Genomic DNA, 20,301 nt, shown 5'->3' on the forward strand with positions numbered 1-20,301 from the left:
TGTTCTATACGAGGTGAATATGCGCAAGGTGCTGGTGGTCGAGGATTCATCGGCGATGCGCGGCTTGATTGCGTCTATTGTCGATCAGGTCGATGACTGTGAAGTTGTCGAGGTCGCAGGTGGTTTTGACGCATTAAGACAGCTGCCGCGTGAACGATTTGCTTTGATTATTACTGACATAAATATGCCAGATATCAACGGTCTTGAGCTGCTGTCGTTCATACGTAAAAATCCTAATTATACCCAGACACCCGTGCTTATTGTATCTACAGAGTCGAGTGAGCGTGATCGTGCTAAAGGTTTGGCTTTAGGAGCAAATGCATATATCACAAAACCTTTTATCCCAGATGACCTTAAGGCGGCAGTGTTGCGTTTACTTGGGAGTGCAACATGAGCCCACCAGTAAACCAGGATTTCATTTCTGAAGCCCAAGAGATTGTTGATGTTCTTAATCGCGATCTTATTGTTGCTGAAAATGAATCTAGTACTGGTGGTGAAATCGATCCTGAGCGGGTTAATAATTTATTTCGTAGCGCTCATTCGCTTAAAGGCATTTCTGGGATGTTTGGGTTCGATTCGATTTCCCGACTTGCCCACAGCCTCGAAAGTGTACTTGATGGTATGCGACTTGGTCGTGTGCATATCGACCCTGTAGGTTTAGATGTTTTATTTGCATGCGTTGAACGCTTTAATTCTCTTATTGCAGCAGCAGCAACGGGTGAAGATTGTAATGCAAATGTTGAAGATTTAACTAAACGTCTTGAAAAAGTTGCTAGAGGGGACGCAGCCGATACCGCAGATCCACTTGAATTTATTGAGTTGGGTAGTGAGGTACGCACTGTTTTAACTGAGTATGAAGAGCATCGCCTTAAAGAAAATATTAAACGCGGTCGTAATTTATATATTTTGCGTATAACTTTCGACCTTGCAAATTTCGATTTGGGGCTTGCTGAATTAGATGCAGCAGTTAAAAGCATCGGAGAAGTTATTACTAAGCTTCCAAGTTCAAAAACTGCAGAATCAGGTTCAATTTCATTTGATATTATAGTTGGTTCAGATAGTAACATTCAAGAATTGAGTAAGACCTTAGGCGACGACCGCATAGAGATCACAACAATTCAGCGAAAACAGATGGTGGCTACCGCTCTGAAAAAAAGAGCGATGCCGATACCACAAAAGGATACTACTAAATCGGATGCGATCGTAGAGCAAGATAAAAATATTGAAGGTAGCAACTCACAATTAGCTGTTGAAGGCAGTGAGTTTGCTCGTTCTTCGCAAGATGAGTCTGCCAGTGTTAAAAGTGTTTCACAAACTGTACGGGTAGATATTCGCCGTCTTGATCGATTGATGAATTTAGTTGGTGAGTTATCACTCACGAAAACCGCTTTTTTACATATCAGCGATGTAATGAAACAACAGATTGGTTTTGTCGGACTTGCTGTTGATTTACATAAAGAAAGCCGTAATTTCGAACGACGCTTATCTGAACTGCAAGCAGGTATCATGGAAGTACGAATGGTGCCACTTGCTAATCTCTTTGAGCGTATGGTGAGAGTAGGGCGTAAAATAAGTCGTGAGCTTAAGCGACAAGTGCGAATTGAAGTTTCTGGAGAGCACACTGAGCTTGATAAGCTTATTGTGGAAGATCTCGCAGATCCTTTAATGCACTTAATTCGAAATGCTATTGATCATGGCATAGAAACTCCCGAAGTGCGTGCTGCTGCTGGCAAAGATCCTGAAGGTACTGTTCGTCTTTCTGCTCTTGCGCAAGGCAATCATGTTATCGTTGAAGTTTCTGATGATGGCGGTGGCATTGATCCTGAAAAAGTTATTAAGATGGCTGTTGCAAAGAAACTTGTTACTCCTGAACGTGCCAAAGAACTTACTAGACGGGAGATTTTTAATCTACTTTTTATTGCAGGATTTTCAACAAGAAGCGAAGTTTCAGAATATAGTGGTCGCGGTGTTGGTCTTGATATTGTTAAAAATAATATTTCTCAGTTATCAGGTGTTATAGATATTTTTTCAGTAAAAGGTAAAAGCACTTCGATTACTGTGACGTTACCTATTACCTTAGCAATCATTCCAGCATTGGTAGTTGCCGTTGCGGGACGTACTTATGCCATTCCACTAAACAACGTTCTTGAAACTTTAGCTATTGAAGATACTACAGTAAGCACTATTGAACGTCGTGAGGTAATATCTGTACGAGGCGCAACAGTTCCCTTAGTTGATTTGCGTCATCACTTTCGGATGGAAACAAAAGAACGCCCAGAAGTTTGTTATGGAGTTGTTGCTGGAGTTGGTCAACATCGTATGGCCCTAGTTGTTGATGAACTTGTTGGACAACAAGATATTGTTATAAAATCTTTAGGGCGCCGCTTGCAGCACATTAAGGGAATTGCTGGAGCTACTGAACTAGGTAACCAAAAAACCATTTTAGTTATCGATATGGTAGCACTCATTAATGAGCTTGCCGTGGATAGCGCTGCGACGGAGGCTTGATGAAGAAAACACCATCGCGTGAAGATGTAATATCACGAAAAAAGGCAATATCTACAAAATCTATATCGAATACTTCCGAATCAACTGTTTTAGAAAATTCTGAAAATGAATCTAGAGATGTTACTTATGATCCATTGCAAGAGTTTTTTGTATCCGAAAATGAAAAAGCCTTAATGACAAAGAGCTTTGTCTCAGGTGGCACCAAGGGTGATAAGAAAATAGGCAAAACTGAGCAGACGCTAGAATTATTAGCTTTTTGGGTAGCTGATGAAGAGTACGCAATTTCGATTATCGAAATTCAAGAAATAATTAAGGTTCAACCAATAACCGAACTTCCTCGTGCTGGTTCTGCGGTGCTTGGTATAATATCTTTGCGTGGAACGATCGTGCCAATTTTAGATTTACGTCGTGTGTTACATCTAGAAGAACGACCTATTTCTCGTCAGACGCGAATTTTGGTTGTTCGCTCTGAAGATGATCCAATTGGATTATTAGTTGACCGTGTAACTAGTGTAACACGTTTTGATGCTAAAAAGGTTGAAGCAACACCACACGCGATGCGCCGTCAAACTAGCGAGTTTGTTCGAGGTGTTGGCCGATTAGATTCCCGTTTGTTCATTATTCTCGAAGTTAGTTCAGTTATTGCTATTATGGATGCTGCCGCATGAATTATGTTACTGAAAAGCAAGACAGCGAACTGGTGCAGCTGACAGCTTTTCGTGTTGGCCAAGAAGAGTATGTGGTTGATATAATGAGAGTGCGTGAAATAATTCGACCACTGACAGTAACTAAAGTACGCAAAGGACCACGTTTTGTCGAGGGAGTTATCAACTTACGTGGAGAAGTCATTCCGATTGTCGATTTACGTGTTCGTTTCGAGCTACCTCCTGAAGATTCAGAACGTCGTAGAATTATTATTCTTATGGTTGAAGGTCGTGTATTGGGTATAGTTGTCGATTCTGTAACTGAAGTTGTACGTGCGCCCCGTAATACTATTAGGGGAGCACCTGGTATTTTTACACCAGAACAAGCCCCTTATTTTTTAGGCGTATGTCAATACCGTGGGCGGACCTTGCTGCTTCTAAATGTTAAAAATGTTGTTGCTAGTGAAGATAGTATCGATGTAGTTGGCGCCAACGAAATTGCACGGAGTAGCATGTGACGTTTTTTTGTCCATCATGCAGCAAGCAAATTGTTCATAATAACGTCGCATGGTCTCGTTGTGACACTTGTCACGCTATGGTTTTTCCACAAACGAGTGATTTAAAAGTCATAGTTGCACATGAGTCAGAGAATATTGCAGCACGTATTGGTTTTATTGTAGCAGAGACAGGACTATGGCCGATGCATGCACCAAATGGCGCTATTGCCATGCATTTACTTGAAAAGAAACATCCACATGCAGCGGTGCTAGATGTAGCTTTGCCAGAGGTAATGTCTTTTCAAATAATTGAACGTATTCGTTCACGCAAAGAGTTTAACGGAATAAAAGTTATATTAATTGCTTCGGTTTTTAATCACACAGCATATAAACGAAGACCGACATCGCTATATGGTGCAGATGATTATGTTGAACAACATCATGTGCATGATCTTTTGCCAGAAAAACTATGTGCTTTACTACAGATACCAGCTCCTTCATCTCATGAGAAGTTCAAAGCGATTGACGGGCCAGATACACGAAATGAATTAAATCGAAGTGAGAGGATATTAACTTTAGCGCGTAGTATTGCCGCTGATGTCGCTTTATATCATCAGCAAGAATTATCAAAATTATCTAAAGGTGAAAGAGATGAAAGACTCGATGTAGCAATCGATGAAGGTCGACGATTACTTGCTGATATGGTGGGGGGTCAAGCAGCGGTGCAGGGGGATCCGATTGCTGAAGCCTTAGCGGCGATAGTTGCTGAGCTTCGTGGAGGCACAGCATGAATCCGGTAACTTCATATGATATTGAAGAAGAACGCTGCCATGCCAAATCTTTAACACTAAATTTGGCCACTGTTACTAGTGATGAGCTCATACCTTTATTAGGGCATCGTAGTTGGCGTGTGCGCAAAGCTACACTCAATCATGCAGAAGGTTTACGAAAACGGCCAGATTTAATTCCATCGATTATTGCTGCATTGGGTGAACCAGAGAATGCTGGTTTACGAAGTGCTTGTGCTGAGACTCTTATTCGCATTGGCGAAGTAGCCGTACCACAATTGATCCGTGCTTTAGGGACATCTGATGTCGATATTCGAAAATTTGTAGTAGAAGTTTTAGGTGAAATTGGTTCTGCTGGAGTAGGCCATAGTTTAATAGCTGCATTAGATGACAGCGATGAAAACGTTAAAGCGTCGGTAGTATCGGCCTTGGCGCATATAGGTGACCGTGACACTGTAGAAGCTTTGAGAGCTCGCCTTGCAAATCGTACAAAAGATATGCAGCTTACCGCTTACGTCCTTAGCGCTCTTGAAGAACTTCATGCGGAATTACGCTACGAAGAATTGGCTTTATTCTTTGAACGTCCAGAACTTGCCCGGCTTGTGCACCCCTTATTAGGGCGATGCAATGATCAACGAGCTAGAAAGCGACTTGTTGAAGCTATTACTACTGGTGCTAAAGGTGCACGATATGAGGCTATTCGTGCGTTAGCGCTGCAGTATCAGCATCTTGACGAAAATTCTGAGTTCGAGTTACGTGATTTGCTTAAAGCTGCTCCTAACGCAATCACCGATATTGAAAAAGCTCTCGATAATCCAGATGATGCAATTACAGAGGCAGCTGTTGTTGTATTAGGTATACTTCGTGAACCAGCTTTTGTTCCTCGAATTCTTGAAGCTGTTGCCTCAAGACCATTTGTAAAAGCAGCATTTGATGCAATTCGTCCAATGGGTACAGAAGTAGTTCCACCGTTATTAGATGCTATTGATGATTTATCAATTGATGCGCGGATATTAGCCTTAGAGGTCATTGAAAGTTTTGGTGATCCAAGAGCTGTTGCAAAATTACTCAGCATTGCTTCTGGTATAGAACCACGCGCTGCAGAAGCAGCAATAAGTGCTTTAGGTAAATTAGGTGGTCCAGATTGTATTGACCAATTAATGAATGTCGTTTGCAATGGTGATAATGATATTGTTCGCCAAACGGCATTAGCATTAGCTGCAATAGGAATACGACATCCTTCAGAGGTTGCTGGCAAAATTAGAGCAGTATTGGCAAATGGAGATGTTAGACCGGTTTGGATAATAGTGCTTGGTTTAATAGGTCGTAGCGAAGATATGGATACTATTGTGGCAGCAAGCCGTCACCGAGATTCTGATGTACGTCGGGCTGCTATTGAGGCTTTTAGCGCATATCACGGCGAAGTAGACGAAAACGTTGTGGTCTTAGCACTAACAGACGAGAGTCCAGCAGTTCGAGCTGTAGCTGCAAGAGCTTTAGGACATTACCATAGTGAGCGTGTCATAAATGCTTTAATGGTAAGTGTTAATGATACAGATGCCTTAGTTGTAGCTGAGACTTTACGCGCTTTAGGAAGAGCTGGTGGTGAAAAAGCTGCTACAACCCTGCTTGATGCTGCAGCTAGTTCGCAGGCACCCGTAGCTATTGCTGCTTTACAGAGCTTATTCCGTTTACGACCGAAAGGTATAATGCATGCAGTTGAGCGAGCTCTACAGCATGTTGATCCTGAAGTAGTGCGAGAAGCAATTGTTCTCACTATGCGTCTGAGCGTTGAAGAAACATTGCCATTATTATTGCCATGTTTATCGCATCGTTCATGGCATGTCCGCTTGGCGGCTGCTGAAGCACTAGCGAATCGTGACTTAATTATTGGCGAAGAAATATTAAATAAAGTCTTAGAGGATGAAACCGAACCACTAGTGCTTGATGCTCTTGAACGTCTTTTTACTATTAGTCGAGGCAGGGGATAATGGCCTTTGGTACTGAGGCTGTAACAATTACTGAGGAGGAATTTCTCCTCATTAGAGGCCTCATTTACAACTACTGTGGAATACTTTTACCACAATCGATGGCATATCTAGTAGAACGTCGATTACGACCTCGACTTGATGCTCATGGGTTGACTAGCTTTCGTGATTATTATCGTTTAATTAAATATGGTCGTGATCTTCACAATGAATTTGATGAAATTGTTGAACGCATTACTACTAACGAATCTTATTTTTTTCGAGAATCTTATCAGCTTGATGCCTTTACTGATGAAATTATGCCAATAATTACCTCTAATAGAGACTCAAGAGAACGTATCCGTATTTGGTCTGCAGGATGTGCCACTGGCGAAGAACCCTATACTATTGCCATGTTAGTAAGAGAAGCTAAGTCTACACAAGGATACAAGTTTGATATTTTTGGCAATGATGTATCAAAAAAAGTATTACGTTTAGCTCGTGCTGGTTTTTATCGTGAGAACTCGTTTCGTCAAACCGATAAACGCTATCGTGATAAGTATTTTCACAAAGCGAAAGACGGTTGGCAAATAAACGATGAAATTCGCAGTTCAGTTACTTTTGGTCATGTAAATCTCATGGATGAAGCTTCCATGGCGCTAATAGCAAATGTCGATGTAGTCTTTTGTAGGAACGTACTTATCTATTTTTCTGCTGAAAGCCGAGTACAACTAATTGATGCATTTTATCGTAAACTTCGCCCAGGCGGTTTTTTGCTTTTAGGCCATTCTGAATCTTTGATTAATTCAAGTACAAAATTTGAGTTAGTCGCCTTAAAAAATGATATCGTATATCGTAGGCCACCAGATACAAAAATAATTGGACCTAAAAAGGTATCGTAGGTAAGCTGATGGGTGTAGCGAAGCTTCGCGTTTTAGTTGTTGATGATTCTGCATATAACCGCCAGACAATTTCTGAGTTTTTTAGCGGCCATCCTGAATTCGAAGTTGTTGGACGCGCTGAAGATGGTGAACAAGGTCTAAAATTAACGGCTTTACTAAAACCTGATCTGATAACTTTAGATATTGAAATGCCGCGGATGGATGGCTTTACTTTTCTGCGTGTTTTAATGTCGCAAATGCCAACTCCGGTCATTGTGATAAGTTCTCACAGTCGTAAACAAGATGTATTTCAAGCACTTGAATTGGGTGCACTTGACTTTGTTGCAAAGCCACAAAGATTTTTAGCGCCAGACCTTTCAGAGTTAAAAAATGAAATTATTCGCAAAGCGATGGCAGTACGTTCTTTGCAGGCATTATCATTTGCTCGTAGATCTTCTTTAGCTAGTAATTCATCAATAAAATCTATTGATAAATCTTATGACCAACTTAGAGAATTCGAGGGTCAACCTCTTGCTCGTATAATTGCTATTGGGGCTTCTACTGGAGGACCTCCAGCGTTACAGTCTATTTTAAGAGTTTTATCTCCTACCATACCTGTTGCAATACTAGTTTCACAGCATATGCCCGAAAAATTTACTAAGGCATTTGCGGATCGCCTTAATCGCACTTCACTATTACGAATACGCGAAGCTGAGGCAGGAGATGTCATAGTTCCTGGTAATGTTTATATCTCTCCTGGCGGTGCTCACATGGAAATTACACGTGGTGGTCCTGAGCCATTTATTATTCGTTTAGGTTCACCGACTCCAGCAGATCGTTACGTGCCGTCAATTGATCGCTTGTTTACATCATTGGCAAAAGTTAGCGGGCCAAAAGTCGTGGGTGTTGTATTAACAGGTATGGGCGCAGACGGTGCAGAAGGGATACGAATTTTGCATGCTTCAGGAGCTCGTACGATAGCAGAATCTGAAGATTCTGCTATCGTTTTCGGTATGCCAAAAGAAGCGATTCATACTGGTGCTATTGATGAAGTTCTTTCGCTTGAAGCGATTGTTGAACGTTTGCATGGTTTAGTCACTACTTCATAATTCTTGTTTATGAGGTTGATACGATCCACCAACAGCTTCACCAGTGCTAAGGTCAACAGTAAAATCATGCCAGCTATTACTGATAGGATCATATGCTTCACCAATTAGATCATCACCATCAATTTTTAAATGGCGAAAACCATCCCATGATAAACGTGTAGTTTGCCAGGCGTAACCGCTTGAAAATAAGCCTTCTACCCATAACCCATTGTGGTATACCAAAAGATCGAGATGAGGAATAACCAAAACACCTTCGACAAAACCGCCAAAATAACGTTTGAGCTCACGAGTTATTGCATCAATTAAGTAAGCTTGACCATGCACTACTACTATAAATTCATCGCTTTCCCATAAACGAGCTGTACAGCTGAAATCGCTGTTGCCTGGGGCTAAACTAGCAGTCCAGCTTTGCGGCCCTTTAAAGTGAATTAGCATTGCAGAGGCACCACCAGCGCCAGCATCAAATACAACGAGGGGGCCGTCGACCTTTGCAGCTGGCGTGATTATCTGAGCTTCATATAAATTAGCCATTGTTTCTTATTTTACCGATGACTGGCCCCAGGTAAACCTTTGATTGCAAAATTTTATTTATTTAATATTCTCCACATATTTTGTTTTTCTTTTGAATATGTATAAACTGGTCATATCAGGAGTTTGTCTGGTATAATATCTCGCTGAGAATTATTTTTTTGAGAAATATGGAAATATGAGTTAATTGCAGGTAAATAAAGAAGTACTGCATGTAGTTAGTGAGCAACATTGTGATGCTTGCTATTTCATACAACGCGGAGATTCAAGGTGTTCGCAAAGCTAGCTGAATTTTTTAATGCCGGCGGTATTTGGATGTACCCGATCGTTGCAGTTTCAATAGCGGTTTGGGCTATAGGTATTGAGCGTATTTATTCGCTATTTTTCCGCTACAATATCAACGCTGAACAATTAATGGCACAGATTCAGAAATTAGTTTTAGCCAATAATATCGATCGTGCTATTAAATTGTGCAACGCCGCCCCATCAGCCGCGTTACCACGAGTTATAAAAGCCGCTTTAACTAGAGCCAATAAAGGCGAAGAAGAGATCGCCTCTGCACTTGAAGAAGCCAATGTTGAAGTGCTGCGTGGTTTACAAAAGCGCGTTCCTTTACTGCCAACATTAGCAAATACTGCAACGTTATGCGGCCTTTTAGGAACAATTGTCGCCTTAATTGAAGCTTTTACTGCAGTTGCTTCAGCTCCGCCAGATATGAAAAGTCAAATGCTAACTGCCGCACTAGCTATCGGTCTTAATGCTACGGCACTTGGTCTTACTGTCGCTATTCCAGCATTGGTTCTTTATATGTTTTTATTTAGCGCTTCAAAGAAGATTATTGAAGACATTGATCAATATTCCTTAAAAATTCAAAATTTATTAGTAGCTCGCGGAAAAAGTCCAAATATGCCAAACCAATTTTCTAACCCAGGTAGCTAATTTTACCTCTGTACGGATATCGAGTTAAAGGAGGCAAGAGAGATGGCCTTCAAGCCGTCAGAGCGTATGAAGAATTCTGAGATTGGTGAACTCAATCTCATGCTTAACCCTATGATGGATATGTTTGCGGTGCTAATTCCAGCACTACTAATGATGTCGGTCGTGGTCGAGATAGCAATTGTCAACGTTTCAGCACCATCAATTGGTCCTTCTGAAGGAGGAGCTGAAAAACCACCTGATAAACCGCCACTAAATTTTACTGTCACTATATTAGAAACAGGATATGCCCTATCTACAACTCAAGGCCCTATTCCTGGTCCTGATGGCTCAATAGATCCTAAAAAGGCAACAATTCCGATTATAAAAACAAGTGTTTTATGCTCGAAATATCGAGGTACTAAACCACCACCAAGAACATTAAATGCTAATCAGTCTATTTGCCCGCAAACCCATCCGATGCTGAGAAAAGAGTTTTATGTATATGATACCAATGCTTTAAGACAGAAAGCTCAAGAAATTAAGGATCAAAATCCTGATGAACACCGAATAATAATTGGAGGTTCAAAAGAAGTAGAATATGAAGCGTTAATCGATGTTATGGATGCTACTCGTGATTTTGAACAGAAAAGCGGTGAGATTACTACGCTTTTTGATGAAGTTGTATTAAGCCCTGGGTTATAAAGGATCAGGTGTAATTATGACGAGTTTCAACTCAGGACCACCTCAAGGATTTCCAAATGCAAATATGCCGGTGGTGCCACCAGGTTATTCTATGGGCGATTTACCAGAAGAGCCTAAGAAAAAGAAAAAACGTAGAAAAATAAAAGTACAAGAAAGAGCTTTAGATATTAGCATTAATTCATTGTTAGATATTCTCTCCGTGCTTTTAGTCTTTTTAATGAAAAGTTATTCCACGACTACGGTTCAAATTAAGCCATCTAAAGAGCTACAAGTACCATTTTCATGGGCTAGTGGAATGGTTGAAGACACAACTTCTATTACTATTACCTTAAAAAACATTCTTTTAGATGATAAACCTATTATAAGTTTTTCTGATGGAAAAATTCCAGAACAAGAACTCAGTGAAGGGAATCTTCGTATTGATAAATTGTTTGAAAAAATACAGGATGAAGTATCTCATCTAAAAAAGATCGAAGCACGCAATAGCAGGGCGAAATTTCGTGGAATTGTGACGGTAATTGCTGATCGTTATGTTCCATTTCCTTTGTTAGCGCAGGTAATGTATACAGCAGGGCAGGCGGAATTTGGGCAATTTAAGTTTGCCTTAATTCGTACAGAACGTTAATTCTATTCAAAATCAATATAATACGCAGTTTTTCAAAGGTATTGTTGAAGCTATTTTTTGCTAGGAAGCGGCGGTGGAGTGCTACGATTTGTGTCTTTAGGATCATTTGTCGTTATAGAGGAGGGCGTTTTAATACCTTGAGTTGGTATTGGCGTAGGCTGAGTTCGAGCAGCATTCGTGGCTTCAGGAAGCCTAAAATCTTCTTTAGGAATATTTGGCACTCCAGATGAAATGAAGTCCCAAAGCTGATTGCGTCGGTGATCATCAAGATTTACAAACTCAACACCCATACCACGATTACTACGATCAGAAACTATACGGCGAACTACACAACTTACTGGAAACTGTAGGTGAGTAACCGGATGAACTAACTGTAGTTCTATTTCGCTGCCAATTTCTAAAAGGGCATTGGTTTTTATAAACATGCCTCCTTTTGAAATATCTCTTGTGTACATAAGTACCAAATCAGCGATTTCACCAAAATAACCACGAACTTGAAACTCAGTCTCGAAACGCTGAAATCGGCGACGTTCATTTGGAAAATTAGTAGTTTTATTAGGGTTTAAGTTTGAATCTAACATGAGTTTTTGTTCTATCGCTTGTGGAAAACGTTGCTCTAATTCTAGTATGAATTTTTTCCATAAAAGCAATTCATCTGGACCATTGCCATATAATTCAACTCCAGCTCCAACTTGTTGATTATTGTTTTTTGATGGCGAGACAAAATAAGCGACGCTACCAAATAATGAAATTTTATTATTACTAAAAGGTAGAATTATATCCATACGGATAAATTGCGAAGGTTTTAATGTATACTCGGTTATTAAAAACAATCCACGAAGACTTACATCTCCAGTAACTATTTCAAGACTTTTGTTACTAAGTGAAAGGGTTACAGGAATTTGTACTCGAAAGCGTCGATCACGTCGGCCTTCAGGGTAGTTATTAATATTTTTAATGTTTGCATCACTCATAATATTACCTTTTAAATGAGAGACACGTTGCGTTAAAACTACCGTTTTTTTATAAGCATATCTTATTATCGACTTAGATACCTAATTTATCCAAAACTGAATATGAATTAGTAAAGAAGATCCAAAAAGTTAATTGATAGATGTTTGTCCAGTTTCTTTGAGAAATATTAATTAAATAGTAAAAGTTTCGATAGGTATTTTTAAAATCATGTTTGCATAATTTTTTTATAATTTAAATGTCAGTAAACATGAATAAAAACGAGGTAGTTTAAGTTATGGTTAAGTTGTCGTCGGTTCGTAATATTGGCATAGCTGCTCACATTGATGCTGGCAAAACTACGCTAACAGAGCGATTTTTATATTATTCGGGAAAAATTCACCGTGTTGGCGACATTGATGAGGGCGATACCCAGATGGACTGGATGGCCCAAGAACGTGAACGCGGTATTACGATAACTGCCGCAGCAACTACGGTACCTTGGCGAAATCACGAGATCCATCTAATCGATACACCAGGGCACGTAGATTTTACCATAGAAGTTGAACGTTCATTACGAGTACTTGATGGTGCAGTAATCATATTATGTGCTGTTTCAGGTGTTGAGCCACAGAGCGAAACGGTCTGGCATCAAGCTGATAAATTCAAAGTTCCTCGCATTGTTTTTATTAATAAAATGGATCGTCTTGGAGCAAATTTCGCTGCAGTGGTGGATGAATTGCGAACTCGTTTTAAAGCAAACCCTGCAGTAATATATTTTCCTATAGGGGCTGAAGATAAATTCTATGGCGTTGTTGATATAATTGAACAAAAAGCTTTGTATTTTAGTGGTGTTGAAAACGAATCGCCACGATTTGATATGGTACCATCAGATATGCGTAATGATGTGATAATGGCGCGTGAGCAATTGGTTGAGCTTGTGGCAGATTTCGATGATGTTATAGCTGAAAAATACCTTAATGGAACTGAAATTAGTACAGCGGAACTAAAAAGCGCTTTACGAAAAGGGGTGCTTACTAATCGAGTCGTTCCGATATTGTGTGGTACAGCTTTGCGTAACAAAGGTGTACAACCATGTCTTGATGCTGTGGTTGATTATTTACCTTCACCGCTTGAAGTACCGCCAATTGAAGGTGTTAATCCAGAATCAGGATTACATGAATTACGGGAGCCTGACACTAAAACACCTTTTGCTGCGCTTGCGTTTAAAATAATGATGGAGCATGGCAGACGACAGGTTTATTTAAGAATTTATTCTGGTAATGTTACCCCTGGTCAAGAAGTTTACAATCCTCGCATTGGTCATAGTGAAAAAATAGCGCGTTTATTTTCAGTGCATGCAAATAAACGTGAACGCATTGACAAAGCTGGTCCCGGATTAATTGTTACTGCAAATGGTTTAAAAGAAACAATGACCGGCGATACGTTATGCGCCGCGACTGCACCAATAATTTTTGAGCCCATTGATTCATATGAACCAGTAATTAGCGCTGCAATAGAAGCACGTTCACAAGCAGAAAAAGAAAAGCTTGATTTTGCTTTGAATAAAATTGTAGATGAAGATCCAACTTTCCAAGTGCGATATGATGATGAAACCGGTCAAACACTTATTGCGGGCATGGGCGAACTGCACTTGGATATTATTATTGATCGTTTGGCACGTGAATATAATGTGACAGCAAATATTGGAAAACCCGAAGTAGTATTTCGAGAGACAATATCAATCACCAATACTGCAAATGCTGATTTTATGCGGCAAATTGAAGAAAAAACAATGTTTGGACAAGCACAAGTTCGCATAATTCCGCAACCGCGCAGTAGTGGCGTTGAAATATTAGCCACAATCAATGATGATGCTGATATTCCATCGGCAATTATTTCAGCCGCACTAGAGGGCATCAAAGAAGGTGGAAGTTCAGGACCCCATGGTTATCCTCTTGATGATTATAAAGCAGAACTTATAGGTTTAGAGTACCGCCCGAGTGTTTCAACTGAGACAGCGCATCGAATTGCAGCTGGTGAAGCTATGCGTCAAGCTGTACGTGAAGCAAAACCAATGTTGCTTGAACCGATAATGAATGTTGAAATTACCGCTCCAGATGAATCATTAGGTGATATTTTGGGGGATTTAAATGCACGTCATAGTCAAATAACTAATGTAGGTTTTCGTGGTGATAAAAGAGTAATTAACGCTAATGTTCCCTTGCGACGTATGTTTGGCTATGCCACACTTCTACGTTCATTATCACAAGGAAGAGCTAGTTTTAGTATGCAATTTGAACGTTATGATACTTGGCTATAAAATTGAGCTTATTCTGTGATATGTATTTTGGGTACAAGCAAACTGCAGGTGCTTTATTTTGATATGCTAGCTGCAATTTGTGAACATTTATGGAGGAGCGTATGAGCCAGGAGACAAGCAAAATACTTGTCGTCATCGGCGACCCTTCCTTTTCTGGAGTAGTTAATGTCGCTTTGCAGCATCCTAGTATGCAAGTTGAATCGGCAGAAGGCGAGCAGAATATTGTTAATGCTTTAACTACCGAGCAATACGATGCAGTTATTGTTGGTGGAAAAATTGGTCGACGAGGTCCATTGGTGTTGTGTGACGTAGTTCGTATACGTCAGACTCACGCAACAGTTTTAGTGCTGCTACGCGATGAAACTGATGACGCACAATATAAAGAACACTGCTCTCGAAATTTAGATCGGGTAAAATACCTTGATCTTCGTAATGTCCCTGTCGGTTTTGAACAAGGTTTAAAGATACGCAGTGAAACATTAGAACTGTTGCAAATAGAAGAAGAGGTAAAAAGTGCAGCTCTTTGGCCTCAACAATTAGTGGCACCCGCAGATTTAGCGCAGCAACCTAAAAGTAAAATAACTAAAGAACGTAATGATTATAATGAAGATAATTACAATGAAGATAGTGAAACAGCAGAAAACGCAATATTTGATAAGCCATTAACTGAAGATGATCTAGCATTTGCGGCAAGATTAGCAGTTCGCACTCGTGGTGTCGATTTTCGCTCGCCTATGCAAGCATCGCAAGCCCCAGAAGGAACTGACCGCGCTACTGCGAAATTGCGAGATAGAGTGCGTGAACTTGAACGTCAATTGGCATATTTGGCATTTGTATATGCTAAAAGATTGCAAGAATTTGAAGGATCTGAATACCGCATAGAACAAGCAGAATCAAAGAATAACGCTTTTGAACAAGAACTATCACGTTTGCAAAATGAGAGTGAACAAGAAACTGAACGACTACAGAATCAGACAAATACTCTAATCGAAAAACTTGAAGAACAAACACACCGAGCAGAAATTGCTCAAAAAAAACTACAAGAGTCAGCAGTAGAGATTGAACGATTACGAGAAGATATTCGTACCAAAGAAGCTGGATTTATTAATACCCTTAAACAAGCACAAGAAGCTTTTGCACAAATACGAGAGCAATCTAATCAAACCTTAGCTCTGCATGAACGAAGGACTAATGAGCTTGAAGAAAAATTGCATACTATTGAACAAGAACTATCCGAAACTCGTAATGCAAAAGAGCGAGCAATATTACGACTAACAGAATTGACTAGCGAGCTAGAATCACGTGCGCAACTTGTTGGTGAACTCAATGTCACAAAAGATAACCTTGCAACACAGATTCAAGTTGTTGAACAGCTACAAAACCGTATAAGTACTTTAGAAGGTGAATTACTTAGCGCACGAAATGACATTATTGAACGTACAAGAAGAGAAGTAGAGCTAATTGAAAATAATAATCAAGAACGTGATGCGATTTTAGCAGAAAAGGTAGCAGCTATTGCTAGAAGCGAACAACGGTGCGAAAAGCTTGAGAGCAATCTTGAGTCTATCAATCTGACCATTACCGATCGCGAGCGCGAGGTGGCAACCTTGGCGGCACGACTTGATGCTAGTGATAATGAAGTAAGAAAGCTTAGTGAAGCAGTTGACACCCGTGAAAAAGAATTGGTTCGTATACGAAAAGTTGAAAGCGATTTGCGCAATGAACTTGAGCGCACCAAAGTTCGAGGGATTGAGAGTGCACTTGATGCTCGATTAGTTGCAATCGAAGAACATGCACGGTTAGCAGCAGAAGCAACTTCTCGTCAAAGTGATTATTGGGCAAGTTTTGAGCAACGCTCTACCAAACAAGCGTTATTAACAGATCGATTGTTACGTATTATCGAGCCTTCAGATAATTCTGCGAGTAATAATAAAGAATCACCAGAAATTGCAGCGCAACGCCTTGTTGAAAGTATGTATCCCAATTCAGTTTCCAAAGGCCGCAGGCATCGTTTTAGACAAAGACCATGGTTGTTATTGCTATTTGGGCTAATCATAGTGGCGATTATTGGCACAGTTATAGGTTTTGCTTGGTTTAAGTTCGCTAATGATACAAGGAATTCAGTCAGTGATGCAAAATTAGAAAACGCCTCAGAAGCCTCAGGCGCATCGGAGAACTCTGAAACTCTGATAGTACGAGCCACTACAACAAAAGCAGATGAAAGCACGCTGACTAACAAAAAAAATGGCACTGCATCAGATAAAAAAGGCGCCTCATCGCCGCAAAAAAATGGCGACAACCAAGAGCAACAAAATAATAAACCAACTGATGATAAAAAGGACAATAGCAATCAAATAACAAACGAAAAAAAGGATAGACAAAATAATAAAGACAATAAAGAAAAGAATAAGGATAAAAAAATAAAAGATGACAGTGCTGCTAAAGAAAAAACAGAATTGTCAATTACTCTTTCTGATGACGAACGCAAAGAACTTCGTCGTGAGTTATTCTCTGCCTATAAAGCGAAGAAATGGTCAAATGCCATTAAAGCAGGCCAACGTTTGCAAGCCTCTGGGAAAATTGATTGGGAAGCTCAATTAAAATTAGCACGGGCGTACCGTAGTGCAGATAAAAATGCAGAAGCAATCGATGCGTTTAAAAAATTCTTAGAAAATTATCCTGATAATAAGTATGCAGATGAGGCTAAAAAAACTATAGAAAAGCTAACTAAAAAGTAATACTGTTTTTTGCTAGAGCCTTGGTGATCGCTACAGTATATCCCATATAATCAGCAGCCCGACCAGCAAATGGCGTTTGTTCTGGGGCAATGTTATGCCTTGCCGAAATATCATGGAGTTTACCACAGGATTTATGCTGTTGGTTGCAATAGATACTTTTAAGTAGAAGCGATGGTCTGTTGGTGTCACTAAAATACTGTTTCCAAATATTTAGTATGCTTTTATTCCATGCGGCTATAATATCGTTAGGAGTTAAGAATTTTGCAAACTTTTGTTGAAGCTCGGTTAGTGAAATACCACTAACTATTTTATCTTTAGATATACGCATGCGGTGCAAAATAAAATCATCAAGATATTGCGTAGAGTTTATATAGGCTGCGAAAGTTGCGTGGTCACGTAAACGCCAAGCAGTCCAATAAAGTAAATTTGTCTCGACGGCGGTACGAATGAATTCACCATATATGATTACGGAACTATTTATTTGCGCTCTAGTGGTTTTATCAATTCCAAACGGTTTTGGTGGTGATAAACGAATACGGCGAAAGGGTGCATACGGTCGTTGCTGTCGTAAATCTATATGGTGTTCGATCATAGCAGTAAAAGCAGCGAGTAATTGCGCTAATCCCTCAGTTTTGGGTTCAAGTATTTGTAGGGCTGCAATTATTGCCTCAATAGTTGACATGCAATGCAAAGCCGGTTCACGACGAATACGATAAAGCCCAGGCATTTTAGGGCGTACTGATATTTGTGGCATTGTAGCAAGGAATTCGGTTTTTTTAATAATGCTTTTAGCTTGTGACCAGGTGCCATCAATTACCACTAAGCTTTGTGGACGTTCATGTGTAGCTAGAGATTCGAGTTCTCGTGCCTTAGGACCTGGATATAATAACATTGCCCCTGACGGCGTTTGATGTGACCATGTGCGTTGATGAGCAAAATCTTTTCCATAAATATCTATATGTATTTGCGATAAGCCCAGACGTACTAAACGTACTGAGCCAAGAGGGTGAAATCGCTCGCGTGGATGTTGCAAAAGATATATTGGGGTTTGGTTGTGTACTAAAGGTACAGTTGAGCAAATGCATGCAAATAAAGGTCGATTGCAGTGATAACAGCTTTGACGAGTAATCATTTATTACCTGGCATCCTGATAGATATAATAGTTAGCATTTACATGTTAAATAGAAACACTGTATGATTTGCCTTTAAAAGTTTAATCACTTTGATTTTATAAGGAAAATTCATAAAAGGACCTTAAGATGAAGCATTATTTATACACATTTTTATGCATAATACTTATTGCTGGCTGTTCTTCGGCTCCACCTCCAAAAGTTGCAACTACCAATGATGCAACAACAAATCAAACAACCGGTGATACAACAGAGCCGCAAAAACCGGTTGAGCCACCTCTTTTAAAAGTAATCGACCCACCCAAAATTGCTTTAGTACTTGGTGGTGGTGGTGCTCGTGGTTTTGCACATATTGGTGTACTTAGAATATTAGAACGAGAGAAGATACCAATTAATCTTATTGTAGGTACTTCGGTGGGTAGCCTAATTGGTGCCTTATATGCATCTGATCCAAATACTTTTGAGCTTGAATGGACAGCTTTTAAGATAAACAAAGAAGACCTATTTGATTTTTCGATTTTTGCCGCAAAAACTGGGCCGGTAAAAGGTGAAGCGATTCAAGCATTTGTTAGCAATAGTATTAAAGTTCGCAATATTGAGCAGTTCCCGGTGCCTTATATCGCTATTGCTGCAGATTTAAATACTGGAGAACGTGTAGAATTTACTAAAGGGAGTATAGTTGACGCAGTTCGTGCTTCGGTGTCAATTCCTGGAGTGTTTACTCCGGCACGCATTGGTAATCGCACATTAGTAGATGGTGGGGTTGTGGCTAACTTAGCTGTGGATGTTGCCAGAGCACATGGCGCAGATATTGTAATTGCTTCGGATATCAACCAAAATGTTATTGATTATAATGTTACGGATGTAGTCAGTATAATTCTGCAAAGCATTAATATCATGATGGGTGAAGCAGCTAAAGTACAGAGCAAATTAGCTGATGTGGTTATAGTGCCTAAAATTGGTGATGTGGGTACATTGGATTTTAGCCAGAAAAAGCGCTGCATGGCCGAAGGTATTTCTGCAACCAGCGCCAATATTGCCGCTATTCGTGCGGCAATTGATAAGTACTATAAAGACCATGGTGGTGTTGCGCCTTCAGCTCAGGCCGCTAGGTTAGAATCTCTTAAGAATGCTGCAGTAACTGCAAGCAAATAAAAATTACATTAAAAGCTTTGTCGCATGTATGCTAAAATAATTAAACATGCGGCAAAGCTATATTTAGTATATCAAGATTAACTTTCGTTTATTTGCATCTTATTTAATACTTCGTTGCACCTATGCCCAGTATTTTTATCCTATTGATTTGTTTGTAATATGGTGTTTGGAGTGCGGCAATGACATGTATAATGCTGTTTATCAAATCATTCGTTGGCTTTTTTGCGGTTATGGATCCCATAGGGGCTATCCCTGTTTTTGTAATAATGACAGCAAGGCATTCACCGAGTGAACAAAATTCTATAATTCACCGCGCTTTGTTGACCACACTTGCCGTATTGGCATTTTTTGGCTTTGCGCATGCGTGGATTTTTAATTTTTTAGGTTTTACAATGGGAGCATTTCGGGCTGCGGGTGGCTTTTTTTTGTTCTTCTTAGCTTTTGAAATGCTAATGACACGAAGTACTTGGCTTCGACGCAATACCAGCGAAAACGAAGGAGGTATAAGTAAAATTGATATTGCTATAACACCACTTGCAATACCGTTATTAGCAGGCCCGGCAACGATTACTGCAGTTGTATTAGCATTTTCTAAAGCACAAGGGTATATGCAGAATATCATTATTGCAATCGCTTTAATTATGGTGTGTGCAACTACTTGGGTCTTATTACGTATCGCAAATCGGATACACAACTATCTTGGTCAGAGCGGCACGAAAGTAGTCACGAGCATGATGGGTTTAATTCTTGGGGCTATTGCGGTACAGTTTATGGCCGAAGGTTTACTTGAATTGTTTCCTGCACTCGGACATCATTTTTAATTTATTATTGCAATAG

At 39.9% G+C, this 20,301-nt stretch carries 18 protein-coding genes; 15 read left to right on the forward strand and 3 right to left on the reverse strand.

Annotated elements, in window-relative coordinates; all coding sequences use genetic code 11:
- The first annotated feature begins 19 nt into the window (after positions 1 to 19).
- From JW841_01660 to JW841_01695, 8 genes are read left to right on the forward strand one after another with little or no spacing between them, the layout of a single operon-like run.
- A complete protein-coding gene (locus tag JW841_01660; protein MBN1959626.1) occupies positions 20 to 394 on the forward strand; it encodes a response regulator in 375 nt (124 codons plus the stop codon).
- Complete coding sequence (locus JW841_01665) at positions 391 to 2,508, forward strand: chemotaxis protein CheA (GenBank protein ID MBN1959627.1); 2,118 nt, start codon at positions 391 to 393, stop codon at positions 2,506 to 2,508. The genes JW841_01660 and JW841_01665 overlap by 4 nt, the downstream gene beginning before the upstream one ends.
- Complete coding sequence (locus JW841_01670; GenBank protein MBN1959628.1) at positions 2,508 to 3,176, forward strand: purine-binding chemotaxis protein CheW; 669 nt, start codon at positions 2,508 to 2,510, stop codon at positions 3,174 to 3,176. The genes JW841_01665 and JW841_01670 overlap by 1 nt, the downstream gene beginning before the upstream one ends.
- The gene (locus JW841_01675) at positions 3,173 to 3,670 is read left to right on the forward strand and encodes a chemotaxis protein CheW (GenBank protein ID MBN1959629.1); all 498 of its coding nucleotides are present in this window, start codon (positions 3,173 to 3,175) and stop codon (positions 3,668 to 3,670) included. The genes JW841_01670 and JW841_01675 overlap by 4 nt, the downstream gene beginning before the upstream one ends.
- On the forward strand, positions 3,667 to 4,440 hold the full coding sequence (locus JW841_01680; protein ID MBN1959630.1) for a hypothetical protein: 774 nt from the start codon (positions 3,667 to 3,669) through the stop codon (positions 4,438 to 4,440). Before JW841_01675 ends, JW841_01680 begins: the two co-directional genes overlap by 4 nt.
- A complete protein-coding gene (locus tag JW841_01685; GenBank protein ID MBN1959631.1) occupies positions 4,437 to 6,428 on the forward strand; it encodes a HEAT repeat domain-containing protein in 1,992 nt (663 codons plus the stop codon). The genes JW841_01680 and JW841_01685 overlap by 4 nt, the downstream gene beginning before the upstream one ends.
- Complete coding sequence (locus tag JW841_01690; GenBank protein ID MBN1959632.1) at positions 6,428 to 7,306, forward strand: protein-glutamate O-methyltransferase CheR; 879 nt, start codon at positions 6,428 to 6,430, stop codon at positions 7,304 to 7,306. Before JW841_01685 ends, JW841_01690 begins: the two co-directional genes overlap by 1 nt.
- Positions 7,307 to 7,314: 8 nt before the next feature.
- Positions 7,315 to 8,394 carry a chemotaxis response regulator protein-glutamate methylesterase gene (locus JW841_01695; protein MBN1959633.1) on the forward strand — a complete coding sequence of 360 codons (1,080 nt, stop codon included), beginning with the start codon at positions 7,315 to 7,317 and terminating at the stop codon, positions 8,392 to 8,394.
- On the opposite strand, the gene JW841_01700 is transcribed toward JW841_01695, so the two are convergent.
- Positions 8,389 to 8,925 carry a hypothetical protein gene (locus JW841_01700; protein MBN1959634.1) on the reverse strand — a complete coding sequence of 179 codons (537 nt, stop codon included), beginning with the start codon at positions 8,923 to 8,925 and terminating at the stop codon, positions 8,389 to 8,391. The genes JW841_01695 and JW841_01700 overlap by 6 nt on opposite strands.
- A 267-nt stretch (positions 8,926 to 9,192) precedes the next feature.
- Here JW841_01700 and JW841_01705 point away from each other — a divergent pair, with 267 nt between their 5' ends.
- The 3 genes from JW841_01705 to JW841_01715 are packed head-to-tail and all read left to right on the forward strand — an operon-like array spanning position 9,193 to position 11,167.
- Positions 9,193 to 9,861, forward strand: a complete 669-nt coding sequence (locus JW841_01705) for a MotA/TolQ/ExbB proton channel family protein (GenBank protein ID MBN1959635.1) — start codon at positions 9,193 to 9,195, stop codon at positions 9,859 to 9,861.
- A gap of 42 nt (positions 9,862 to 9,903) precedes the next feature.
- Entirely contained in the window at positions 9,904 to 10,542 is a 639-nt protein-coding gene (locus JW841_01710) for a biopolymer transporter ExbD (protein ID MBN1959636.1), read from the forward strand.
- A 16-nt stretch (positions 10,543 to 10,558) separates the two neighbouring features.
- Complete coding sequence (locus tag JW841_01715; protein MBN1959637.1) at positions 10,559 to 11,167, forward strand: biopolymer transporter ExbD; 609 nt, start codon at positions 10,559 to 10,561, stop codon at positions 11,165 to 11,167.
- Between the two features lie 50 nt (positions 11,168 to 11,217).
- Here the strand turns inward: JW841_01715 and JW841_01720 are convergent, their stop codons facing one another.
- On the reverse strand, positions 11,218 to 12,141 hold the full coding sequence (locus tag JW841_01720; GenBank protein ID MBN1959638.1) for a PilZ domain-containing protein: 924 nt from the start codon (positions 12,139 to 12,141) through the stop codon (positions 11,218 to 11,220).
- A gap of 275 nt (positions 12,142 to 12,416) precedes the next feature.
- On the opposite strand from JW841_01720, the gene fusA reads away from it, so the two are divergent.
- Complete coding sequence (fusA, locus tag JW841_01725; GenBank protein MBN1959639.1) at positions 12,417 to 14,441, forward strand: elongation factor G; 2,025 nt, start codon at positions 12,417 to 12,419, stop codon at positions 14,439 to 14,441.
- 101 nt (positions 14,442 to 14,542) lie between these two features.
- The gene (locus JW841_01730) at positions 14,543 to 17,179 is read left to right on the forward strand and encodes a tetratricopeptide repeat protein (protein MBN1959640.1); all 2,637 of its coding nucleotides are present in this window, start codon (positions 14,543 to 14,545) and stop codon (positions 17,177 to 17,179) included.
- Here JW841_01730 and JW841_01735 read toward each other — a convergent pair.
- Positions 17,169 to 18,311, reverse strand: a complete 1,143-nt coding sequence (locus JW841_01735; protein MBN1959641.1) for a DTW domain-containing protein — start codon at positions 18,309 to 18,311, stop codon at positions 17,169 to 17,171. The genes JW841_01730 and JW841_01735 overlap by 11 nt on opposite strands.
- A gap of 127 nt (positions 18,312 to 18,438) precedes the next feature.
- On the opposite strand from JW841_01735, the gene JW841_01740 reads away from it, so the two are divergent.
- Together JW841_01740 and JW841_01745 are read left to right on the forward strand one after the other, a co-directional pair.
- On the forward strand, positions 18,439 to 19,464 hold the full coding sequence (locus tag JW841_01740; GenBank protein MBN1959642.1) for a patatin-like phospholipase family protein: 1,026 nt from the start codon (positions 18,439 to 18,441) through the stop codon (positions 19,462 to 19,464).
- Positions 19,465 to 19,643: 179 nt separating this feature from the next.
- Positions 19,644 to 20,285 carry a MarC family protein gene (locus JW841_01745; GenBank protein ID MBN1959643.1) on the forward strand — a complete coding sequence of 214 codons (642 nt, stop codon included), beginning with the start codon at positions 19,644 to 19,646 and terminating at the stop codon, positions 20,283 to 20,285.
- Positions 20,286 to 20,301 lie beyond the last annotated feature (16 nt).

This window comes from Deltaproteobacteria bacterium, assembly GCA_016931625.1.
In the GTDB taxonomy this organism is placed as follows: Bacteria; Myxococcota; XYA12-FULL-58-9; order XYA12-FULL-58-9; family JAFGEK01; genus JAFGEK01.